Raw genomic sequence first — 21,859 nt, 5'->3', positions numbered from 1 at the left:
GACGTCACTCCACCACCTCCAGTGCCGGCAGACCGGGCCAGAACAGCTCCAGCAGGCGCCGCAGCGTCAGGGGAGGACGGCTCACCACGATGCGCCGCCCGGCTCCCAGGCTCTGCGCCGTGAGAGCCAGGGCGGAGGCTCCGGCCACATCGACGAACGTCACCGCCGACAGCTCCACATGGAACACCTCGTGACCGGGAGCGGCCAGACGCTCCAGCGCGGCCTCCCAGGTCACCCGCGTACTCAAGCTGATTTCTCCCGCCGCCCGCACCCCCGGCCGGTCCGGCAAGGGGTACACCGTCAGCACCGCCCCGGCCGGCCACGGCCCGCCGGGGCCCTGCGGGATCTGCACGATGCCCCCTGTGTCTTTGTTGCGACGTCAGTATGGCCCACACCGCCCGCCGGCGACATTCGCACACCAGGACCAACCGCGCCCGGCCGGGCAAAGCCGGGCGCACGCCCGTTCGCCGCGACGCCGGGCCGACCACGCTCCACGCGTCATCCTCGACCCGCCGCGGCCCCGGCGGCCTGCTCACCGATGCCACCCTGCGGTGCCTCCCCGTATGCGGTGAGCCGGTGTGGCCTCGGACATAGGAGTCCGGCCCCAGGCGCTGAGGAGGACGGTTTCCGGAACCATCACCTTCACACCTCGAACGAGACGAGCCTAGTCAGATCTTCGGTGCGGTGGCAGGTGTTCAACGCCGGTGGCCGGTGAAGGTCACGGCACGGGGCGACGGGTGGGCGAGGCCACCGGCAGGCGTTCGGGATGCAGGCGGTCGGCCAGGCCCAGGTCGAGATCGCTGCACAGGCGAAGCAGGAGCGTACGGCCGCTGTGGAGCGCCCGCCGGTCTCCGCCGCTACTGCGGCGGCCTGCGGAGCCGGGCCGACGTGGTGCCGAACCGGTGTGTGGTGAGGGCGGATGGCCGGAGCGGGCCGGGGCTGAGAGCAGTGACGAAGCGTGTGTCACCTCCGACGGTCATCGGCCGGGGGCAGGGACAGTCTGCCGGTGCCGGAGGACGGAGCCAAGGGCCAATAACCGGCCGCTATACGTGGCCGTACGGCACCACAACAGAGCGGTGCGCCGCGGCCCTTTCGCCGACTGCGGCGCACTTGGATGTCCGGGGCCGTGGTGGGCGGCCCCGGATCAGGGGTCAGCGGCGGCCTAGGCGGCGCCTTCAAAGATCATCTTGCGTGACGGATCATGTTTGCCGTGGTGCGTCGTCATGAACTCTCCGATGCTGAGTGGGCCGTGCTGTCACGGCTGTTACCCGAGTCCGGGACAGCCGGCCGGCCCCCGGGGTGGATGACCGGGTGGTGTTGAACGGCATCGTGTGGAAGCTGCGTACGGGGTCTGCCTGGCGTGATGTGCCCGAGCGGTACGGGTCCTGGCAGACCCCGTACACCCGGTTAAGCCGGTGGGCTCTGGACGGCACGTCCTTCCGCATGCTGCGGGCCGTCCAGGCCGAGCGGGACGCCGCCGGAGACGTGGACTGGCTCGTCTCGGTGGATTCCACGATCGTACGCGCTCACCAGCACGCCGCCGGAGGGGAAAGGGGGCCGTCGATCAGAACGAAGCGGCAGATCATGTCCTCGGCCGGTCCCGAGGCGGGCTGAGCACCAAAATCCATCTGGCCTGCGACGGCCGTGACCGGCCCCTCGGCTTCGTCCTGTCCGGCGGGAACACCAACGGCTGTACCCGCTTCGAGGCCGTGACGGCCGCCGTCCGGGTGCCGCGGCCGGGGCCAGGACGGCCCCGCGCCCGCCCCGTCCATCTGATCGCCGACAAGGGCTACAGCTCCCGCACGATCCGTTCGTACCTGCGGCAACGAGGCATCCCGCACAACATCCCCGAACGGATCGACCAGGCGTCCGGCCGTCTGCGACGAGGCTCCAGGGGCGGCCGGCCACCCGGCTTCGACCGCCGGATCTACCGGCAGCGCAACGTGGTCGAGCGCTGCTTTCAAAAGCTCAAGCAGTGGCGGGGCCTGGCCACCCGCTACGACAGGACCCGCGAGTCCTACCAAGCCGCCGTCACCATCGCCTCACTCCTGCTCTGGATCTGACCCTTTGAAGACGATCTCCAGTGCTTGGTGTCGACGATGCCGTGGGTGACGGCGGCCAGACGTACGGGACGGGGCGTGAGCGACCTCCTGCGGACAGCCCCGCCCGAGCGGGACCGGTGGGATCAGATGCCCGGACGGCTGCCGGGTGGACCTCACGGTGCGCCCCGCCCGGCAGGCCATGGTTGAAGATGCGACGGTCCATTACCGAACACGGACATTTGCACAACCGCACTGCACCCACCGTGCGCGCCCGCGCGCCCAGACGCCGATCACGCGCCCCGGCATGCCGCGCTATGCACGTGACTGGCCGGCGTTTTTGTCGGGCCCGGGGCTCCTGAGAGTGGGCCCCGTACAGGCTGACCCGTCCGTCGTCGGCTGCCACGAACGCATGCCCATGCATCAGGGGGCCCGCAAAGGGGATGCGGGCGGGGGAGGACCGTTCAGGCGGTGTGGTGCACGGAGGTCGTGCGGTTCCTGCCGGTGTGACGATCGTTTGGTCCGATGCGACGCGTTCAGCGCCTCTGTCCGTCTCTGTCATGGCTGGTCAGGGAGAGCGGGGGAGCCGGGTGTTCGCTGCATGGACGGTGTTCCTCAGGTCAAGTGGCTGGGCGGTATCCCTTCGGGATGTGGGCGCCTGGTCATCACCGGGTGTCCGGTTCGTCATCTTCGGAAAGATGAAGGACCACACGTGCAACACCTTGTGAATCAGAGCGTGTTGGTCGCCGCGGCGGCGACCGGGGTATTGGCCGGTGCGACGGTTGGTGCGCATGCCGACACCGGCGCTGCGGGACGCACCGCGGCCTCCCCGGGGTTGTTCGCGGGCAACCTGCTTCAGGTCCCTGTCCATGTGCCGGTGAACCTGTGCGGCAGGCACAAGTCCCCTGGTCAAAAGCCGCCGGGCAGCCATCAGACTCCGGGGCACAAGTCTCAGGGGCACGAGGCTCCCGGTGTTCCGGGGCCGGGTGGGCACCAGCCGCCTGCCGGTTCTCAGGGGCCTGGTCACCGTCCGCCGGCGGATACCGCCGGTGTCGTGGACTCCCGGGTTCCGCCGGTCGCAGCTGCGACCGGCGGAACGGGCCGGGAGATCAGGCAGGGGGCCAGGTCCCCGGCGCTGGCGCACACCGGCTGCGACAACCTCGCTGCCGCAGCCGCGACGAGCGCCGCACCGCTGCTCGGCGGTGTGGTGATCGTGCGCCGTAGCCGGGGCGCGCGGAGCTGACTCTTTCGCGGCTGGCGTGACCAGCCGGGACTGGAGGCTTCCCGACCGGGAGCCGCCAGTCGGTCATTCCCGCTCGAACCTGACGCCCGGCTTGTTCCGGGGCGGCGCATGGGGCGCCCCGGAGACACGGGTGATTGGCCCGCACGTTCCCGACGACGTGCATGGCCCTCCGGCGTTCCCTTCCCGGCCTGGGCTGTCTGCTGGACGGGGCAACGAACCATCGCCGCTGTCGGTCACGCACCGTCGCGATTCCTTCCTTCGATGGTCACGGCCGGTGGTAACCGGGTGGGGGTGATGGGGCGGTGAAGGGGGGCTGTGTCCGGCGGACAGCTCCGCCCGGCGCCAGGGGCGGCCGTCTTCGGCCAGCGTGCGAACCGCGGCCGTACTGTCGGGGAAGACGGCCGACAACGGCCCGGTACCGGTGCGTTCGATGACTTCGCGTAGGGCGGGGCCCGCCCCGGCGAGCAGCAGTTCGCCGCCGGCCGAGTGCAGGCGCATCGCCTTGCGGACCAGCACCGCCAGGGCGTCGATGGTCATCCACTTCACCGCTGCCGCATCAAGGAGCACCGTTGGCACGACCGCGCGGCACCGGATGACGGAAGCCCGGTAGCTCACCGTCTCCCGCGTCCCCTCGGGCAGGGGGAGCAGGTGGTACTGGGCAGGTCGGGGCAACGAGGCGGAGCCTTCCGTGCGCAGGGCTGGACGCCTTGAGCCGCAGGGACACCGCGGCCCTGCGGCCATAACGCGCTGGGTGCGGCTCCTTCTCGGGGACATGAGGCAAACCTGTCCTTGGTTCAGACCGCACGAACCCGTCCCATGCACGGGGGGATGTCTGGCCCTCAGCCCTTGCCCGCGGTCCCCGTCGGACGACAGCATGCACGCCATGTCCCCTTCTGCTTTCGCCCATGGTGCCGCCGGAACGGACCGCCGGACCGTCGTCAAGTCGGCTGCAGTGGCAGCGGGGTTGCTGCTCGTGGGCGGCGGCATCGCTCGGGCCCAGGCACGGGCCGCGGACGGTGTCGCCTTACGGCTGCCCGCGCCGACTGGCCCGCACCGCATCGGGGTCACCACCCTCTATCTGGTCGACCGCTCCCGGCGCGATCCGTGGGACCACGCGATCCCCGTACGGGAAGTCGTGGTCACGGTGCTGTACCCGGCCCGTACCGTCCGCGGTCATCCGGTCGCACCGCAGATGACGGCGAGCGCCGCGGCGATGTTCCACGACATTGATGTCCCCGTCCATGGACTGCCCTCCTCCGGTGTGGACTGGGCGGCCACCCTCTCCCATGCGCACACGGGCGCGCCCGCGCCGGCCGTACCGCGACCGGTGCTGCTCTACAGCCCGGGCGGCGGCGATCCGCGCACCCTGGGTACCGGGGTCGCCGAGGACCTGGCCAGTCACGGCCATGTGGTGGTGAGTGTCGATCACCCCGGCGACGCCAGCGAAGTCGAGTTCCCGAACACCACGGCATACCGGGACAAGCCCTACCGCACAACGGTCTTCCGGGATGACCCTCGCAAGGACCGGCAGCGTTTCCGCACCATGATCGACGCCAGGGTCGCGGACCTACGCTTCGTCTTCGACCAGCTGGCGTCTCTCGCAGCCGGGCGCAATCCGGATGCGGCCGGCCGTCCATTGCCGGAGTGTCTCGGGCACGCCCTGGATCTGCGACGGGTGGGCTGCTACGGCCACTCGGCGGGGGCACCGCCGTGGCCGAGGCCATGTATGAGGACCGCCGTATCACTGCGGCGGTCAACCTGGAAGGTTACCTGGACCATCCGCCGGACAGGCCCGGTCAGCTGGGGGAGCTCTACCCCGTCGCCCGTTACGGGGTGGACCGGCCGCTGCTCCTGCTGGGGTCCGAGGAGTTCATCGGCGAGGAGGCGGCGAAGAAGGAACTGGGGCTTTCATGGGCGTCCATGCTCGCCCACCCACGGGGGTATACCCATCTGCGACAGATCGACCATGCCGCGCACTGGGTGTTCACCGACCATGCCGTCATGGCACCCCAGTTGCAGGCCGTCGGGCTGATGGCGGCCGAAGCCCGGAACGCGCTGGTCGGCAGGATCACCCCGGCCGTATCGGTGCCCATGGTGCGGCGCCACCTACGGTCGTTCTTCACCCGGCTCCTGCCCCGGCGGGCGGCCCTTTCGCAGGGACTGCGGTGATCAAGTTGCGAGCTCGTATCCGTCCCGGGCAGGGCCTTCGGGCGGATACGACCTCATCACTTGATCGCCTGGATCACTCCGGGAGAGCCACACCCCAACGCGCTTACCGTGCCGCAGGCATCATGTCCCCTCGCCCCGGTAACACCCCGATCGTCGGCATGGAATTTCCCGCGTTCTGCGCCCGGACGGGGCTTCGGGCTCCACGGCCCGGGCGCGGCCTGGCGGCAGGCGGCGGGGAGCCGTGCGGTGGGGGAGGTGCCGGCACCGAACGTGGCTCGGAGGATGGCGTTTGCGCGCCTGGCACGGGGTTACCCGGTCGGTACCTTGATTGCATGTCCTCCCGCAGTGTGTTCAGGGCATGTTCGCCGCAGTCGGCCGGCTGGCCGTGGTGAACGGTCGCCGCCGTCGGGCAAAGGCGGCGGCGATACACACCTCAACCGGCACGGACTCCTGGCACCGCGCGAAAGCGTCAGCAGGCTCCAAGACGAGTACGTTGAGTACGTCACCAGGCAGATGCGTCGTGAGCGCCGGGCGCATACCGGCGGATCCTTGTTCCCGTACGCGTGTGCCGTGCGGCGGGCTTCGCGTCCGCCTCACCCGAACGGGTACACGCAAGGCAACCGGTTACCGGGCGCCGACCGCCGCCCGGGCCGCGATGAGCTGTCCGTTGTGGGGATCGACGATCACCGCACGAAACCACCCGCACGCCCGCATCGAATACCTCTCACCGCATTGCCCCGAGACGGTCTTCTGGGCCCGCTGGCTGACCACGGCCTATCAGGGCCGTGCCAGTCCGCCGCCCGTCGACACCGGCGACGCCTCCTTGCTCGTCACCGAACTGGTCGCCAACGGCATCCGTCACACCAAGAGCCTTTGCCGTCTGAGTCTGTGCGCCCAGCCCCGGCACCTGATGGCCGAGGTCCATGACGACAGTCCCGACCGGTCCCGTACCCGCCTGCTCAGCGCGGATACGGAATGCGGCCGGGGTCTGGCCATCGTGTACGCCCCCGCCCAGAGTCTGGAGATCGTCGATGGTCCCGGAGGCGGCAGAACCGTCCGTGCCGCCCTCACCACGCCCTGACGCCGCCCCGCAGGGGGACCGCGGCCTTGGCCGAGCGGGCAGGGCCGTGGCAACTGGGGCGGCAACGCCCGGCAGGTTTGGGCTCCCAGCCCTTCGGCCCCACTCGTTTCGCGTCCGCTTCCCACACGCCCGTTTCAACCACCAGTGTTCAGCCGCCGGGGTGCCTAGACGCACACGTTCTGCGGCAGCTCCACGGTGGCTTTGTCGACACGGCTGCAACTGCCGCGAGCCGCGCCCTGGTGCTGCACGCGGCAGCCTGCACAGGGCCGTGCTCAGCAGGTGCGGGCCGTCCAGCCAGTTCGCACCCGACAGCGTGCCGTGCCCGGCCGCCGGTCTGCTCTCGTCCTCCAGTGGCTCCATACCGGCGCCGTCTTCCCGCGCATCGGCCCGAGGGCGTCACCCGGTCGTGCAGGCGCCGGCGTGCCCGCGGCCTGCGCCGGTCATGGGCGCGGGCCCCGGGAGCTGACGGCAGGGTGCGCGCGTGGTGCTGGGCGGACTTCACCCGTACGGGGGAACCGGCGGGCTTCTGCGCGTCACTGACCGGCCACTTGGCTACCTTTGACCCGTCACCCCCGGACCTCGGGTGCTGTCTGCACGGCACACGATTTCGTCACCACCGGGGTGCGGGGCGTGTCAACCCAGGACTACGCCATGGCGAAGACGTCACGCCGCACAGCCAGCCCTCCGGCACCTACCGGCCCAAGAAACGTTTCCGGGCCGGACGGCCGCACGCCCCCCTATGCCGTGCAGGGATTCACCGTGATCGAGCTGCGCGGTGAAATCGACCTCGCCTCCGCCGATTACGCCGGCACTCTGCTGGAGGCCGCCTTCACTCTCCCCGGTCCCCGGGTGCTGGTGGACCTCCGCCCGGTGAGCTTCTTCGACTGCTCCGCCCTGTCCCTGCTGTGCCGGGTCCGCCGCCGTGCCCTGGCACACGGCGGCTGCCTGGGACTGGTCTGCGCTCATCCGTGGCACCTGCACATCCTGCACATAGCCGGGCTGAGCGAAACTCTATGCCCACAGCCCACGGTGGAGCAGGGCGTCGCGGCGGCCCTCCTCCACTCGGAAAACTGAATCGCACGTGACGCAGCCGACCACGTTCACTGCGCCAGGGGCCGCTACTGCCACCGGATCGGTGGACAACGGAAGCCGGCGGGCAGCGGGACGGGATCACCGCGCGGCTCACCTCACAGCCGTACCAGCACGGCCAACCACAGGCGCGCCCGCAACGCACCGATGCGGATGAGAGCCCCCGCCAGCGTCGGACGGTGGACTCGGACACGTCGTTGCCGCCGGCCATGTCGGCCAGGCGTTCGTCGTGGTGCAGTACGGCCAGGACGATCACCGCGATCTTCCCGGGTGGCAGGATCCGCCACCGGGACCTGATCGCCTTCAGATGGCGTCTGAGCAGATCGGCGAGGTGGTTGACGGTGCGCGTGGACAGCAACAGACGGCACTGGAAGACAAGCGGGCAGGTGTCCTCGGCATGCTTCTTGGTATTCGTCACACAATTCCAACGGCCGCCGGGGGCACCCTGGTTACGCCCGTGCCGCACCGCTCCGGGCGGCCGTGCCCCTGGTCACAGGCGCGTGGTGAACCGGCCGTCGGGGAGTTTCCGCAGCCAGCCGCGATCGACCAGTCTGACCAGTTTCCCGCGCAGCGGCTCCGGCTTGCTCCGCACGCTGATGTCGACGCCCGCCGCCTCGCCGACCTCGCGGGCCATGACCGGTCCCGCGGCCTGCCGCACAACGGTGAGAATGCGCTGACAGTCCGGCGGCAACGTGCTGATCCTCCACGCCCGGTTCGCGGTGCGGGATCAGCATCACCGCTCGTCCGGCCACCTGCCCGGGCGCCGGCAGGTCCGAGGCGCGTTCCTCGGCGAGTTGCCCGGACACCCGTTCAAGGACCCGTTTGGCGACAGCGAGCTCATCCCGCTCAGCCCGCACCTCCGTCCACTCCTTGGCCAGCCGTCCTTTAATTTCGTCCAGTTCCGCGCGCCGCGCGGTGATCCGTTCCAGCAGCTCGGGATCCAGCATGCACAGATCGTAGAAGCCCGTTGATGAGGCTTTCCGGAAAAGGGGTGATCGAGTGGCTTCGTTCACGAGCCGACGGCACCAGTACACAAGTTCGGGCAGCACTCGAAGCTCCGCAGACGTCGAGCAATTCATGGCTTCGGGCAGCACGGGCCCCTGCCAAGAGTCTGGCAGGGGCCCGTGGTGCAGAGAGCCGAGGAGGGCCGGGACCTGTCCCTGGATGAGCAGCCTCCTGGCCGACGCGGCTACCGTCTGCTGGTGGCCTGACGGCCCGGCGTCACTTCAGGTGTCGGGTGAAGAACTGGGCCGCGGCGTCCCCCGCGAACTGCGGGACGCCGGTGTGCCCGCCCATGTTGGCGTGCAGCGTCTTCTCCTTGGAGCCGAAGGCGTCGAACAGGTCCAGGGCCGCCTGCCGGTCGTTGCCTTCGTCGTCCCACTGCAGCAGGACGTGCAGCGGAATGGTGACCTGGCGGGCCTCCTCGATGATGGTGCGAGGGACGAAACTCCCGGCGAACAGAACAGCGGCCGAGATGCGCGGCTCGACCACCGCCAGCCGGGTCCCGATGGAGATCACTCCCCCCGAGTACCCGACCGGGCCGCCGATCTCGGGCAGCGACAGGAGGGCGTCCAGGGCGGCCTGCCATTCCGGGACCGCCTTGTCGACCAGGGGGAGGATGAGGGCGTCGATGATCTCGTCGCTGGCCGGCTCGCCGGCCTCCATAGCCCGGCGCAGGTCGGCGAGGGCCTGCTCGGCGGCGGGCAGGCGGGGCCGGTCGCCGCTTCCGGGGAGCTCGATGGTGGCCGTGGCGAAGCCGTCCGCCGCGGCGTGCCGGGCTCGGGCCACCAGTCGGGGGTACGCCTTGCGCAGCCCGAGAGGAGGAGGGCTGAGCAGGATCAGCGGCGCCGGTGCGGACGTGGATGCGGGCGTCCACAGGATGCCGGGGATCTCGCCGAGGGTGAATTCGCGCTCGAGGACAGCGTCGTCGAGACGCTGTTCAGAAGTGAATTGCATGGTCGTGCCTTTCGGAGTGCCATTGAACGGCGCTCCCGGACGACCTATCGCCCGACCATGACCCCGGAGAGGAGCACCCATGTCGATACGTTCACGGGTACCACCTCCTCGTTCTCTTGCACGGCCACCGGAAACGTAGCAGTGGCTGCCGTGGTTCCGTCAACGGGTTTTTGCGGAGGCTCCGTGGCCGAACACCACGGCGTCGGAGCCACGCCTGTCACTGGTCGGGAAGCGCACGTCCGCCACCGATTCGAGCACCGAAGAACCGGCAACCAACCGCTGACGGACGATCTACTGCGCAGACTTCCGCCCATGACCAGCGTGAGCACCCTGAGCACTGGTCACACCAACCATTTGACCAGTGACTACAAGTTGGCGGAGGCCCAGTGACGCGCACAATTGCGCTTGGCTGGCGCACGTGATGCTCGAAGGCTGGGGCGACCGGGACGAGGACGACCGCCCCGACGACCTCGATCACATGGAGTACCTGATCCGGGAGAGCGGCGTCCTCGCGGGCAACGGCGCGGCGGCGGAAAGCGCCGTGCTGACGGAGGACGACCTGCACCGGCTCCTGGCCGTCGCCCGCCACCCCGTCTCGTGGAGCCTCTTACTGATGATCTCGGCGTGGTGTCACCGGGCAGCCCTCGATAGCGCCAGGTCAGAGACTCTGCTCTCATGCGACATCACGCGTGGAATCTCAGTGGAAGGCACTCGGCCCATGATCAATACGATGGGGGCTGACCTGGGGAAACGCGCTCCGCCGGTGCAGTCCTCTGGGGCGCGGGGGACGCATGGGGGATTGGCAGGCTTCCGGTGCTGGGGGGACACGAGTGATCCGAGTGGCCACGGCCAGGCTCTCACATGATCTTCACCGTTTTGCGGTCTTGCGCGGAAGCAATCGGGGGCCTCGCAGGCGTTGGCAGTCCCGGAGTCGAGGAGGGGAAGGTGTCGGGGCTGAAGCTGTTCCATACGACGAATGGCGGCGTGAGCGAGGTCGCGCCGCGTCTTGCTGAGGCCGAGGCGGATGTGCAGCATCTCATCGAGGCGCACTCGGAGATGATGCTGAGTGTGCGGTTCCTGGCGAGCGAGTACGGCACCGGTCCGGTGCACGGCGGGCGGATCGACTCGCTGGGTCTGGACGAGAACGATGCGCCGGTGGTCGTCGAGTACGAGCGCGGCACGGATGCGAGTGTGATCAACCAGGGGCTGTTCCACCTGGCGTGGCTGATGGACCACCGGGCCGAGTCCGGGGCACCTGGTCCGCGAGCGTCTGGGGGCGGCAGCCGCGTCCCGGGTGCGGTGGAGTGCTCCGCGGCTGATCTGTGTGGCGGGCGACTTCACCCGCTACGACGTGCATGCCGTGCGCGAGCACCGGCGCAGCATCGATCTGGTCCGCTACCGCTTCTACGGTGAGCGGCTCGTCGGTCTGGAGACGGTGGCCTCCGTCACGGGGCAGACGGCGGTATCCGGGGCGGCCCGTCGCCGGCGCGCGGCCGAGAGGGTGCGCGGGCACCTGGCGCAGGGGGCGATGGCCGAGCTGGCGCCATCGCCGCCCCCGGAACCCGGTCACCCGACACCATGACGATCGAGCAACACGCCCAGGCCCCCAAGGCCAGACCAGGAGCAGGGACGCGTACGGCCCCGCACGCAACCGGGAGGCCGGGGGCACGTGCGGGGCCGCTCACGGGGTGTGGGCCGTCAGACTCCGATCAGGCTGTACGTGCCCGTACCGTCCTGCCGGCCGCTGGAGTACTGACGGATGAACTCCCCGTCCGCGTACCGGTCGTGGCCCATCATGGAGCCGGTGTACTTGTTCTGCACACCGATCTTCGAGCTGCCGGGTACGTCGCGGTAGATGTAGAACCGCTGGAGGTCGTCCTCCGCGCAGGTCGTCGTCTGCAGGACCGCCCGATCGGTGGCCGCGTTCTGCGAGGCGATGGTCGCACACCCGCCGTTGCCCCAGTTCCACAGGGATGCCTCAAGGACCCCGTTGCGCTCCGTCACGTTGCACAGGCGCCAGTTGTCCAGGTGGGCACTGAAGATCGTCGAGGGCCGCAGGCGGACACCGTCGGCCGCCAGGAGCGGCGCGCCCCAGGACAGGGGCTTGCCCGGTACGGCGATCTTGTAGACGCCGGCCTGGCAGTCGAGCGCGGCCCGCGCGCTACGCCCGGTGGCCTCGGGTTGTTCGGCAGACGTGCCGCCGGCGAGAGCCGGGCGCTGCACGAGGCGGTTCCGCATCTGCTTCGCCGTCGGCGCCACCGCGCCCGCCGGGTGCTCGGCCTTAGCGGCGGCCGAGCCGCAGTCGAGGAGAGCCTGCGCCTTGGCCATGATGCTGCCTGCGGGCACCTTGTCCTGGCAGCGCACCGCGCCTTCCTCAAGGGTGGTGTAGGTGGTGAAGTTGCCGCCGTCGGGTCCCTCGATCCACTTCAGCGCCCAAGTCCCGCCGCCCTGTTGGACGCGGTTGCAGTTGAGGCTTCCGTACGTGCCGGTGACCTTCTTCGTGCCCTTGTAGGCGCCGTAGTAGCCGGGCTGGTTGAAGTTCCACGTGACCGCGTTCGACTCGGTGCTGGTGGAGGTGTAGTCGACCTTTACGTTCAGGCCCAGGCTCGCGCCGACCTTGCCGAGGACCTCGGTGCCGAAACCGCCCTCGACATTGCCGTTGAGGCCGACGGAGACCGTGATGGTCGTCTGGCTGGTGGTGGTGACGGTCTGGGTGCCGGTTGTGCCCTCGGTGACGTACCAGCCCTTGAAGTGGGTGATCGTCGGGGACACTTCGGTGGTCTTGATGTACGGGTGGCGTGTGCCGAGGTCGGCCGCCGTACAGGTGTCGCCGGGCGCGGGCGTCTGCGCCGTCGTGGTGGTGGGTGCTGCGGCAGCCGGTGAGGCGGCAAGCCCCATGGCAGTGACCGCGCAGGCGGCTGCCGTAGCGGTCACCGCCATGAGTGATCTGCCGGTGCGGCTGATGGGTCTGATGGGGCGCATCATTGCCCACTTCCCCCTGATCGTGTGTGTCCGGTCGGGGTGAATGTAGCGGCCGCAGGGGGTGGTGGCGTGAGGCCGGAACTGGCCACAAAGGATCACGGAGGGGCTGATTCCGACCTGTCGCAGACCGTTGCCGGGCTGCTTCGGTCCCCGGTGAATCCGTACGCCATGAGGTCACCCTTTGGAACGCGGGGGCTGGGGGCGGCAGTCGGAGGCGACTCGTGATCTGTTCCCGGTTACGCAACATGTGGAGTGTGTGATGATCCCTGAGAAAGCGGCTAAGGGTTCCTGACCTGCGGTTTTGCGCGTGCGCGTTATGTGCGGTGTGGTCGTTAAGGGCGATATCTTGACGCTGAAATGAGGCTCGTGACGCTCATTTGACGCTCGACCTGATGGGGAGTCAGGCGCTGTTCGTCGCTGGTCAGGCCGCCTAACTGGCGGTAAGGGCTTGGCGGATTGCCGGGGGTTCTGTGATCGTCATCGTGCCGCGCACCTCCGAAGGGAGGGAAGCCTCCTACGTGATGCACGGGTGATCGCCTACAGAGCGCGTCGACCTGATTCGGCTTGCAAGCCTCCTCGCGGGTCGCAGCGGAGGTGTGGAGGTCGGGCCGTGGTGCCGGTATCGCACAACACCGCGGCCCGACGGGCTGTCGCGGTTGAGCACAGTTACCGAGTGTTGGGCCGGCCCCGGCAGATCGTGGCGAAGTCGCAGGCGGCGCAAGTGTCGCACCACGAGGTCTTGCGGGGCATATCGTTCTGGCGCAGTTGTTCAAGACCTCGACAAGGTCGGCGCGCTTGCCGCTCAGCTCCTCGTCCCCGGCCACGTAGATGTGCAGCTGTTCAAGGGCGACGGCGTCAGGCTGGGCGCGTTCCCTGGACTTGAAGTCCACGAGGGACTGCTCACCGGTGTCGATTCGGCGGATCAGGTCGATTCGCCCGTTGACCGTGACTCCTGGGGTGAGGTGCACCTCCACCGGCTGCTCGGAGTGCTCGGTCAGTTCCAGTCGGAAGCCGTTCACGGCCAGGGCCGCGGCGGCGTGCAGCGTCGGCAGCAGCTCCACAGGATCGACGGAAAGGCCGAGGGCCAGGAAGAACATGGCGGCGAACAGGGCGCGCAGGGGCTGAGTACGGCCCGGGCCTTTTCGGCGACGGTGCCGGTCAGCGCGAGGCCGATGAGAAACGCGCCGACGGCCGCGGAGACGTGGACGGTCTCGGCGAGCGCGGCGACGATCAGGGTGAGGCCGAGGATCCGTAGCAGAACTTGCTTGGGGCCGGGGTGGGAGACGATCCGACCGATGTGATGGCCCCAGCGGGCGGAGGCGGTGATCGCGGCGGTGAGGGTCGCCGTGGCCGCCGGCAGGGCGAGCAGGGCCTGCCAGCAAGTACCGCCGGAGGTGACGACGGCGAGCAGGGGCAGGTAGGCGGCCTTGGCGAAGTCCTCCACCACCAGGACGGACAGCACCGCCGGGGTCTCCCGGTTGCCCAGGCGGCGCAGGTCGCTCAAGAGGCGGGTGATGATGCCGGAGGAGGAGACGTAGGTGGCGCCCGCCAAGGCCAGTTCCGGTGATGTCCAGGCCGAGCAACCACGCCATGGCGGCACCGGGGGCGGCGTTGAGGAGAAGGTCGACACCCGCGGAGTCGCGGTGGTGTCGAAGGCCGGCGGTGAATTCCGGGACGGTGAAGTCCAGGCCGAGGATCAGCAGCAGAAGGATGACACCTATGGAGGCGCCGGTGTCGACGAACTCCCGGGCAGCCGGAACCGGAGCCAGGCCGCCGTCGCCGAGAGCCAGCCCGGCCGGCAGATACAGCGGCACAGGGGAGAGGGCGAAACGCCGGGCGACCGCGCCGAGCAGGCTCAGCACGGTCAGGACGGCCTCCAGCTCCAGCAGCAGGGTGATCGGTGTGTGCGCCGGATCAACCCTGGACGATGCGCTGGACGCCGGCGATGCCGACACGGGTGCCGATGACCACCAGGACGTCACCCGCATGCAGGGGCCGGGCAGGCCTGGGGGAGGCGATGACTTCCTCGCCGCGCACTACGGCCACGATCGACGCGCCGGTACGGGTACGGGCCCGGGTGTCGCCCAGAGCACGCCCGGCGAACGGGCCGCCAGGAGGCACCTCGACCTGCCCGGCGCTCAAGCCGGGCACCTCGCGGGTCAGGTCGGCGAACCGTTCCGCGATGCGCGGAGCGCCCGGGATCCCGGCGAGAGTGTCGGCCTCCTCATCGGTGAGCCGGAGCACCGGCCGGGTTTCATCAGGGTCGTCCCTGGAATACACCATCAACTCGAAGTCGCCGGGCCGCCGGGCGACGACCCCGATCCGGTCGCCGTCATGGTTGAGGAACTCGTACCGCAGCCCCACGCCGGGACGCAGAACTTCATCGATGCCCATGTCCCTCGCTCCTGTCATCCCTGGTCCGGATCCGTGTGTGCCGGTACCGCCGGGGCACTGTGGCAAGGGCCCGCAGCATCTGGTGACAGCGATTCGGGACCCGGCGCCGCGCAGGGCTGTCGTGGTCTGCGGTCCGGCCCGCACCGGGTGATGGTCACTTTTCCGGCCGAACCGGCGACGCAAGCAGGGCTGAATGGCCCCCTTGAGCGGCCGGATGGCCCGTGTCCGGTGCAGTCAGAGGCTGCGCTGCCGAGTGGGGGTGGCCAGCATGGCGAAGAGTGTGTCTTCAGAGCGTGCGCCGATGCTGTGAAGTCCCACCTCGCGTTTTCGACGGGCAGTGGTTCGGCCCGGCCGCCCTACCGCTCCCGTACCCGTAGGTGTCCGCAGGGTCGGGTTGTGGGCGTGGTCGTGGTCGTGAGGCTTCACCCGTCGTGGCTGTATGAGGTGTACGGGGAGAGGACGAGGCGGCGGCACGGGCCGGGTGCCGCCGCCTTGGGGAACTGGTCTACCCGGCCCGGTTCTTCGTGTGCTTGGGCAGGCAGAACAGCAGGGTCCACAGCAGGGCCAGGAGGCTGCCGACCCACCACAGCACGGTGATGAACGCGTCGCGGTTGAGTGCGGCCTCGGGTGAGCCGCCGGTGGCCGCGAAGAACACCAGCGCGGTCAGCGCGGTGCCCAGGGCGATGCCCAGGTGCATGACGGTGTTGAACAGGCCCGAGGCGGACCCCGCGTCCTCGTGCGGGACCTTGGCCAGCGACATGTCGGCGAGCGGGCCGCCGACCATGCCGAGGCCACATCCGATCAGTACCACCGGAGCAGTCATCGCCACGAGGCTCAGGTCCGCCTGGCCTGCTTCGATCTGGAGCCCGTAGGCGGCCATCGAGGCGAGCGTGATGAGAGCTCCGGCCTGCGGCAGCCGGCGGGCGAAACGCCCGCCGCTCCTCGCCACGACCGTCGCACCGCCCAGCTCTCCGACGGAGAGCAGCACGAAGGCCAGGGCCGCGTGGAAGGGGCTCATGCCCAGTCCGTGCTGGAGGTAGAGGGTCCAGGTCATGAAGAACAGCCCGCACAGAAGGCCGTGCATCAGCTGTGCGGCCATGCCTCCGGAGAACTGCCGGCCCCGGAAGAGGGACAGAGGTACGAGCGGGGCGTTGCCCTGCTTGCGCTTCTGGTGACGCAGGAAGACGCCGAGGACGAGCAGGCCCGCGGCGAGCAGGGCGAAGCACCATAGCGGCCAGTGATGCAGGTGACCCTCGGTGAGGGGAAAGACGATCAGGACGACGGCCAGCGCGGACAGCAGCATGCCGGTCAGGTCGAGCCGGTCGGCCTTCTTCACGGTCGACTCGGGGATGAACCTGTGCCCCAGGAGGATCACAGTGAGGCCGACGGGCACGTTGACCAGGAAGATCGGCCGCCAGGACAGCCCGAACAGGTCCGCCTCGGTCAGCAGACCGCCCATCACCGGGCCCAGGACATTGGCGAGCGACATCACGGCCCCGTACAGGCCGAACACTTTGCTGCGGTTCTGGCCCTCGAAGGTGACGTGGAGGGTGGCCAGGATCTGCGGGATCATCGCGGCCACTCCCACGCCCTGGAGCGCGCGGGCGGCGATCAGCACGCCCGGCCCGGCAGTGAGGCCGCACAGCAGTGAGGCCGTGGTGAACACGACGGTGCCGATGAGGAGGATTCTGCGCCGGCCGTAGAGGTCGCCGAGACGTCCGCCGGTGATCAGTCCGACGGCGATGGGCAGTGAATAGCCGGTGGTCAGCCATTGCATCGTGTCCGGTCCGGCGCCGGTGGACTCCTGGATCGCGGGCAGGGCGGTCAGGACGACCGACTGGTCGATCATGTCCATCAGCTCGGCGCACAGGAGCACCAAGAGGGCGGTCCAGGCCGCCAGGCCCATCTTCGACAGACCGGGTGTGGGCCGGGTCGGGGGCTGGGTGGTGTGCTTCGGCTCGTCGTCGAGCGCGGAGGAAGACACGACGGGAACTCCTGATCCAAAGGAATCGGGGAGCTCTGCCGACAGCCGCACCGGGTCCGGAAAGCACGAAACCCGGGGCAGACGGCAGAGCTGCACCCGGGAAGAAAAACTGCGGGGAAGGGTGACGCAACTCAGGCCAGCGCGACGTCCGCCCCCGGACACGTGCGACACGAAGCACGTGGGGAACGCGGACGACTACATGGCCTGGTTAATAGGTCGCCACCTCAAGATCGATACAGGAGATACAGGGAATCCCGTCGCTGCCACCGATACCTCGGCACAGGAACCTTTTCACGTTACGGCATCCCGGGCTCCCGACGCAAACCAGACGTCTGCGACAGCATCCGAGGCATGACAGGCCCGTAGGAAGCCACCCCGAGCGACGCGGACGACGTCGAGCGCCACCCCGGTTCGCGCGCTGCCGGACCGTACTCGCCTCGCCCTGACGCTCGCACCCGGTCGCGGTCGCCGGCACCTACCGCACCGGTCGCTTCAGTGCGGTGGGTGAGGGTCTGTTCCTTCGAGTGATCGGCGCTCCTTCGCGGCCTGTTCCCTCATCTGGTCGTCGGTGCGCGTGCTGTGCCAGATGTGGCCTTCCCACTTCACGTACCGATGTTCGCGGTCTCGGAGGAGGATCGGCTTGAGGCGGCCGTGGAAGAGGAGCGTACGGCCCTGGTCCCGGCGCTGCGGCTGTGGCTGAACCACATCGCGCTTTACCCGTGGCGGGCGAGCCGGTTCGCCGCGACGCCTGGGAGGGTGCCGCGGGAGCGGCCGGGTGTGTAGTGGTCAGGGGTCGGCTGGGTGGGCGCCAGGAGTCGGCGAGGGCCCAGTGTGCGAGGGCGTCGGCGCCGCGGTCGGGTGGGCTGTAGGGGTAGGTGACGCGGCCTGCGACCTCCGCGAGGAAGCGGGCCTGCTCGGCTTCGGCGCCGCCGACCAGCCGACGCCAGTAGGACGAGGCGATCAGCGGGGCGAGGGTGACGGCTTCGGGATAGACCGCGGCGAACAGCCGCGAGGTGCTGTAGTCGACGTAGTCCTGCTTCTCCCGGCCGAAAAGGGGATCAGGAGGTGGAGGCGGTCGTCCCAGGCGCCCCGGGAGCCGAAGGGCTTCGGGCGCCCGTCCACGGACCAGATGAGCGCGCAGAGCATCAGGCCGGTCAGCCCCGCGTCGCAGGTGGTGGCCCAGCCGTAGCGCCGCAGGAGGAGCAGGTAACGCCGCTGTGCGTCGATGATGTCCGGGAGCCGGGCGAGATCGACGGCGGGATGGCCGCTGTCGGGCGGGCCGATCCAGGTGCCGTGCCGCAGGCAGACGTAGGTGTGGTGGGGCAGCAGCCGGACCACCGGGCCGCCGGGGTGGTGGGCGTCGCAGCGGTGGCAGCTGGCCTGCGGCTGATGACGGAACATCTCCCAGTTCGGCGGCGGGTCACGTGGTTCCGGCATCGCTCCGGCCAGGGCGTGGACGGAGCGTCCGGTCAGTGCGGCGAGCTGTTCGGGGACGACGACGCGGCGGCTGGCCCCAACGTAGGGCTCCGGCCCCGCTCGACCAGCGCCTGTCCTGCGCCCGTTGACTGTCCGACGCCGGCCGGCATGCCCGGCTGCCGGAGGCCATGCCCGGCCTGCTGGGCGACGCACATGTAGCGGCCCGCTCCCGTCAGGAGATGGACCTGGCCCGCCTGTCCACCGGCTACAGCCTGTTCTCCCAGGTCCTCAGCAAGATCGGCAGCTACGAGCGGACCCACGAGGCCGCCGACCGCGCCATCGTCTACGCCGACCTGTCCGGATCCCCGCTCGCCACCGCAGCCGCCGCCTGCGAGATGAGATCCTCCTGCGCCGCCAGGACCAGCCCGCCGAAGCCCAGCGCCTCATCCTGAAGGCCGCGGCCCAGGTAGAAGCCACCAGCCTCAAGACGAGCGCGCAGACCTCGGCTTACGGCCCAGATGCTGTGCACCCCGGCGTACTGCGCGGCCCGCGCGGACGACCGGCCCCAGGCTCTGGCCACCATCGGCGAAGCCCAGCGCGCCGCCCGCCTCCTGCCCGAGCAGGCCCCGCGCGAGCGTCTGTTCCCGCTTACCCCGGCGGCCGTCGCCCTATACGCCGTCGGCGTCCACTGGTCCCTCGGCGACGCGGGCGCCGTCCTGGAAGCTGGTTCGAGCCTGCGGGAGCAGCAATTCCCTACGTCTGAACGCAAGGCGCGGATGCACACCGACCTGGCGTGCGCCTGATGGCAGATCTCCAAGCCCGAGCCGACTGCCGAGCGTCCTGGATGTACTCGCCGCCCCCGCACCGGCTGACGCACGATGCCTAGCCGAAGCCCACGACAAGGCCGCCGCTGCGCTCGGCGCCACTCCCCACGGTCTCCTGACGTGGCAACGTCGGTCAGCAGGAAGAAGCCGCAGCTCATAGCGTTGGCGAGATCCCGTTGGAGACTGTCGATCCAGCCCATGGCCCGCCCCTGCCGCGCTGCCTAGCGTGAGGGGCGCGGTCAAGAGACCGGCAGCCCCGGAAGAAATGAGAAGTGCCATGCTCGCCCAGTTCGTCCTCTTCGACGGCTTCGACCCGCTGGATGTCATCGCCCCCTACGAGGTGTTCAGCGCCGCCGGGAACTTCACCGACCAGGTGCGGGTCGAACTGGTCAGCGCCGAGGGGGCCAGGGAGGTTCCCAGTGGGATTCCCGGCGTTTCCCTGACGGCCGCAGCCCCGTTGAACCCGGGCCGCGCGGACCTGATCGTCGTACCCGGCGCGGCGGGCACGCTGCCCGCGGGGACGGGCGACCTCACCGGGGGCCTGTCCGGCGCGACCATCCCCGTCCTCATCGGCAACTCCCTCACCACCGAGCTTCCGGGGCTGCTGGCCAAGGCCCTCGCCACGCCCGGCACCACGGTGGCCACGGTCTGCGGGGGTTCGCTGGTTCTGGCGATGGCCGGGCTCATCAAAGGCCGTAACGCGATGACCCACCATCAGGGCGTGGACCTGCTCGCCCGGAACGGTGTCACCGTCGTCCGCGCCCGCGTCGTGGACGACGGTGACCTGGTGACCGCCGGAGGCGTCACTTCCGGTCTCGACCTGGCCCTGCACCTGCTGGACCGGGCGATCGGCCCGAAGATCGCCTTGGCCGTCGAGCACCTCTTCGCGCACGAACGCAGGGGCGTGGTGTGGCGTGACCAGGGGGCGGTCCCGCAGCCCAGCCCCTTCGACACGGCGCAGGGCGGCGCCGGCATGCCGTCGTCCGCGTCCGCTTCGGCCTGACACCTCACACGCATTCGCGTCCCGCCGTACGTTGCCTGCCACGGCGGGTACGGCGGGTACGGCGGGGCGCGCGCCATCCTCCGGTGCGTGCCGGGAACCGAGCACGTGCCGTCCCCGGCGGCCCGGGCTGCCCGCCGCAACTGCGGCGAACGGAAGGAAGCCATGGACACACCACACAGCGAGGTCTCGACGGGGGGCGCCCTCCCCAGCCCCCTCCCGGGCTCCGGCCTCAGCCCTGGGAAGGCGGTGATCCAACGGTTCGGCGGCGCCTCGGGACTGGTGGCCACCGCGGCTCCCACCCTCATGTTCGTCGTCGCCGACCGCCTCGGTGGCCTGCGGCTCGCCCTGGTGTCCACCACGGTGACGGTGATCGTCGTCCTCGCCTGGCGTCTGCGCACCAAGGAGCAGGTACGGCACGCCGTCATCGGCGCGCTGGTGGCGGTGGCCTGTGCGGCCGTGGCGGCCGGCACCGGTGAGGCCAAAGGATTCTTCCTGCTGCCGATCCTGGTACCGGCCGTGGCGACGGTGGTCTGTGTCCTGTCGGTGGCCGCCGGCCGCCCGCTGGCCGGTCTGGTCGCGAACCGGCTGGTCGGCGGCCCGCCGCGGTGGCGCTCGTACCGGCCCCTCCGGCGCTTCTACGGGGTGACGACACTGCTCATCTCGGTGGTGAGCCTCGCGAGCCTGGTGGCGCAGGTGGTTATCTACCGCCAGGCCGAGATCGCCTGGCTCGGAGTCCTGCACATCCTCATGGGGCCGCTGTGGCTCGCCGTCACGGCCACCTCCATCCTCCTGTCCCGCATGGCCGTGACCCGCTACCGCAAGGCGGCCACGCAGGAGTCGGAGTACGCGGGGGCCGAGGCGTGACTGGAACGACGCGGCGCTGCTGTACCTCTACAGCCTCCTCGCACCCATCATCGCCTCGCGCGTGAAGCACGAGTTCGCCGACGTCATCGACTCACCGCAGGACCAAGCCGCCCAGATGTTCGTGGCCACGGAACTGCTCCAGTCCGCCTCCGCGGCGACCACCCGGAACTCGTACCGCCGCTGCGGGCGGTCATCACGGAGATCAGCGAAACGCTCTAGGTAAGGCAGCGTTGCCAGCCCGTCGTCACAGGGCGGGCAACTACGTGGAGGCCGCGGCGTACGGCACAACGTGGGCACGGGCCCGCGAGCCGGCCCTGACCCGGACGGAGCGCGCTTCCGGTCTGGCCAAGCGGCCCTATGACCTGCGGCATGCCGGGATCTCGTTCTGGCTGCACTCGGGTGTGGACCCGGCCGAATTCGCCCGCCGCGCGGGCCAGAGCATCCAGGTGCTTTTTCGTCACTACGCGAAGTTCCTGGACGGTGTGCGCGAGCAGGCCAACCGGCTCATCGAGCAGTCTTTGCAGGAGTGGGACCGCTTCAGCGGAGGAGGCGTTTCTGCGGGGTGAAGTGCAGTTTTGGTCCGTGACTGGTCCGGAAGAGCTGGTCGGGACGGGTATAGCGGTGGGAGGAACTGGGGGTACGACGGAAACCGGGCCTGGCTCTGAGTGAGTCCAGCGGAAGGCGCCTGACGGGCAAAAGCCCGGGTCAGGCGCCTTTTTTCGTGGGCTCAGAAGAGGCCCAGCTTCTTCGGCGAGTACGACACCAACAGGTTCTTCGTCTGCTGGTGGTACACGGTCGACATGGCTGTTGACCAG

The 21,859-nt window shown here is 69.7% G+C and carries 19 protein-coding genes and 3 pseudogenes; 13 read left to right on the top strand and 9 right to left on the bottom strand.

Annotation, left to right across the window (positions count from 1 at the left end; translation table 11 throughout):
- Positions 1–4: 4 nt before the first annotated feature.
- Positions 5–271: an STAS domain-containing protein gene (locus ACZ4Z1_RS18625; protein ID WP_468487879.1), complete on the bottom strand. Its 267-nt coding sequence runs from the start codon at positions 269–271 to the stop codon at positions 5–7.
- A 930-nt stretch (positions 272–1,201) separates the two neighbouring features.
- Between ACZ4Z1_RS18625 and ACZ4Z1_RS18620 the strand changes: the two are divergent.
- From ACZ4Z1_RS18620 to ACZ4Z1_RS18600, 5 genes and pseudogenes are all read left to right on the top strand, one after another.
- A pseudogene (locus ACZ4Z1_RS18620) lies at positions 1,202–2,063 on the top strand (IS5 family transposase).
- Between the two features lie 178 nt (positions 2,064–2,241).
- Positions 2,242–3,282 (top strand): chaplin, encoded by a 1,041-nt coding sequence (locus ACZ4Z1_RS18615; RefSeq protein ID WP_468487878.1) that lies wholly within the window; start codon positions 2,242–2,244, stop codon positions 3,280–3,282.
- 1,710 nt (positions 3,283–4,992) lie between these two features.
- Positions 4,993–5,451 (top strand): hypothetical protein, encoded by a 459-nt coding sequence (locus ACZ4Z1_RS18610; protein ID WP_468487671.1) that lies wholly within the window; start codon positions 4,993–4,995, stop codon positions 5,449–5,451.
- Positions 5,452–6,106: 655 nt separating this feature from the next.
- Complete coding sequence (locus tag ACZ4Z1_RS18605) at positions 6,107–6,532, top strand: ATP-binding protein (protein WP_468487670.1); 426 nt, start codon at positions 6,107–6,109, stop codon at positions 6,530–6,532.
- Between the two features lie 744 nt (positions 6,533–7,276).
- Positions 7,277–7,606, top strand: coding sequence for an STAS domain-containing protein (locus ACZ4Z1_RS18600; protein WP_468487669.1), 330 nt, complete (start codon positions 7,277–7,279; stop codon positions 7,604–7,606).
- 505 nt (positions 7,607–8,111) lie between these two features.
- Here the strand turns inward: ACZ4Z1_RS18600 and ACZ4Z1_RS18595 are convergent.
- Complete coding sequence (locus ACZ4Z1_RS18595) at positions 8,112–8,279, bottom strand: hypothetical protein (RefSeq protein ID WP_468487668.1); 168 nt, start codon at positions 8,277–8,279, stop codon at positions 8,112–8,114.
- 34 nt (positions 8,280–8,313) lie between these two features.
- Here ACZ4Z1_RS18595 and ACZ4Z1_RS18590 point away from each other — a divergent pair, with 34 nt between their 5' ends.
- Positions 8,314–8,592: a hypothetical protein gene (locus ACZ4Z1_RS18590; protein ID WP_468487667.1), complete on the top strand. Its 279-nt coding sequence runs from the start codon at positions 8,314–8,316 to the stop codon at positions 8,590–8,592.
- Positions 8,593–8,842: 250 nt separating this feature from the next.
- On the opposite strand, the gene ACZ4Z1_RS18585 is transcribed toward ACZ4Z1_RS18590, so the two are convergent.
- Positions 8,843–9,577: a dienelactone hydrolase family protein gene (locus ACZ4Z1_RS18585; protein WP_468487666.1), complete on the bottom strand. Its 735-nt coding sequence runs from the start codon at positions 9,575–9,577 to the stop codon at positions 8,843–8,845.
- Between the two features lie 418 nt (positions 9,578–9,995).
- Here ACZ4Z1_RS18585 and ACZ4Z1_RS18580 point away from each other — a divergent pair, with 418 nt between their 5' ends.
- Positions 9,996–10,442, top strand: a complete 447-nt coding sequence (locus ACZ4Z1_RS18580; RefSeq protein WP_468487665.1) for a hypothetical protein — start codon at positions 9,996–9,998, stop codon at positions 10,440–10,442.
- 80 nt (positions 10,443–10,522) lie between these two features.
- Positions 10,523–11,120: pseudogene (locus tag ACZ4Z1_RS18575) on the top strand (PDDEXK family nuclease); the annotation flags it as partial.
- 155 nt (positions 11,121–11,275) lie between these two features.
- On the opposite strand, the gene ACZ4Z1_RS18570 reads toward ACZ4Z1_RS18575, so the two are convergent.
- The 6 genes and pseudogenes from ACZ4Z1_RS18570 to ACZ4Z1_RS18545 form a co-directional block, all read right to left on the bottom strand.
- A complete protein-coding gene (locus ACZ4Z1_RS18570) occupies positions 11,276–12,517 on the bottom strand; it encodes a hypothetical protein (protein WP_468487664.1) in 1,242 nt (413 codons plus the stop codon).
- Positions 12,518–13,574: 1,057 nt separating this feature from the next.
- Positions 13,575–14,111, bottom strand: coding sequence for a cation:proton antiporter (locus tag ACZ4Z1_RS18565; RefSeq protein WP_468487663.1), 537 nt, complete (start codon positions 14,109–14,111; stop codon positions 13,575–13,577).
- A 70-nt stretch (positions 14,112–14,181) separates the two neighbouring features.
- Positions 14,182–14,547 (bottom strand): annotated as a pseudogene (locus ACZ4Z1_RS18560) (hypothetical protein); the annotation flags it as partial.
- Entirely contained in the window at positions 14,474–14,953 is a 480-nt protein-coding gene (locus ACZ4Z1_RS18555; RefSeq protein ID WP_468487662.1) for a cation:proton antiporter regulatory subunit, read from the bottom strand. The pseudogene ACZ4Z1_RS18560 and the gene ACZ4Z1_RS18555, both read right to left, overlap by 74 nt.
- Positions 14,954–15,458: 505 nt before the next feature.
- Positions 15,459–16,937 carry an MFS transporter gene (locus ACZ4Z1_RS18550; RefSeq protein WP_468487661.1) on the bottom strand — a complete coding sequence of 493 codons (1,479 nt, stop codon included), beginning with the start codon at positions 16,935–16,937 and terminating at the stop codon, positions 15,459–15,461.
- 960 nt (positions 16,938–17,897) lie between these two features.
- Complete coding sequence (locus tag ACZ4Z1_RS18545; RefSeq protein WP_468487660.1) at positions 17,898–18,374, bottom strand: hypothetical protein; 477 nt, start codon at positions 18,372–18,374, stop codon at positions 17,898–17,900.
- 167 nt (positions 18,375–18,541) lie between these two features.
- Here ACZ4Z1_RS18545 and ACZ4Z1_RS18540 point away from each other — a divergent pair, with 167 nt between their 5' ends.
- From ACZ4Z1_RS18540 to ACZ4Z1_RS18520, 5 genes are all read left to right on the top strand, one after another.
- On the top strand, positions 18,542–18,805 hold the full coding sequence (locus ACZ4Z1_RS18540) for a hypothetical protein (protein ID WP_468487659.1): 264 nt from the start codon (positions 18,542–18,544) through the stop codon (positions 18,803–18,805).
- Positions 18,806–18,871: 66 nt separating this feature from the next.
- A complete protein-coding gene (locus ACZ4Z1_RS18535; RefSeq protein ID WP_468487658.1) occupies positions 18,872–19,156 on the top strand; it encodes a hypothetical protein in 285 nt (94 codons plus the stop codon).
- 298 nt (positions 19,157–19,454) lie between these two features.
- Entirely contained in the window at positions 19,455–20,180 is a 726-nt protein-coding gene (locus ACZ4Z1_RS18530) for a DJ-1/PfpI family protein (protein ID WP_468487657.1), read from the top strand.
- A gap of 162 nt (positions 20,181–20,342) precedes the next feature.
- Complete coding sequence (locus ACZ4Z1_RS18525) at positions 20,343–21,044, top strand: DUF3159 domain-containing protein (RefSeq protein WP_468487656.1); 702 nt, start codon at positions 20,343–20,345, stop codon at positions 21,042–21,044.
- Between the two features lie 230 nt (positions 21,045–21,274).
- The gene (locus ACZ4Z1_RS18520; RefSeq protein WP_468487655.1) at positions 21,275–21,610 is read left to right on the top strand and encodes a hypothetical protein; all 336 of its coding nucleotides are present in this window, start codon (positions 21,275–21,277) and stop codon (positions 21,608–21,610) included.
- The last annotated feature ends 249 nt before the right edge of the window (positions 21,611–21,859 follow it).

Source organism: Streptomyces sp. NPDC030165 (assembly GCF_055573595.1).
The sequence above is the reverse complement of the archived record's forward strand: the minus strand, read 5'-3'. Positions and strand labels throughout refer to the sequence as shown.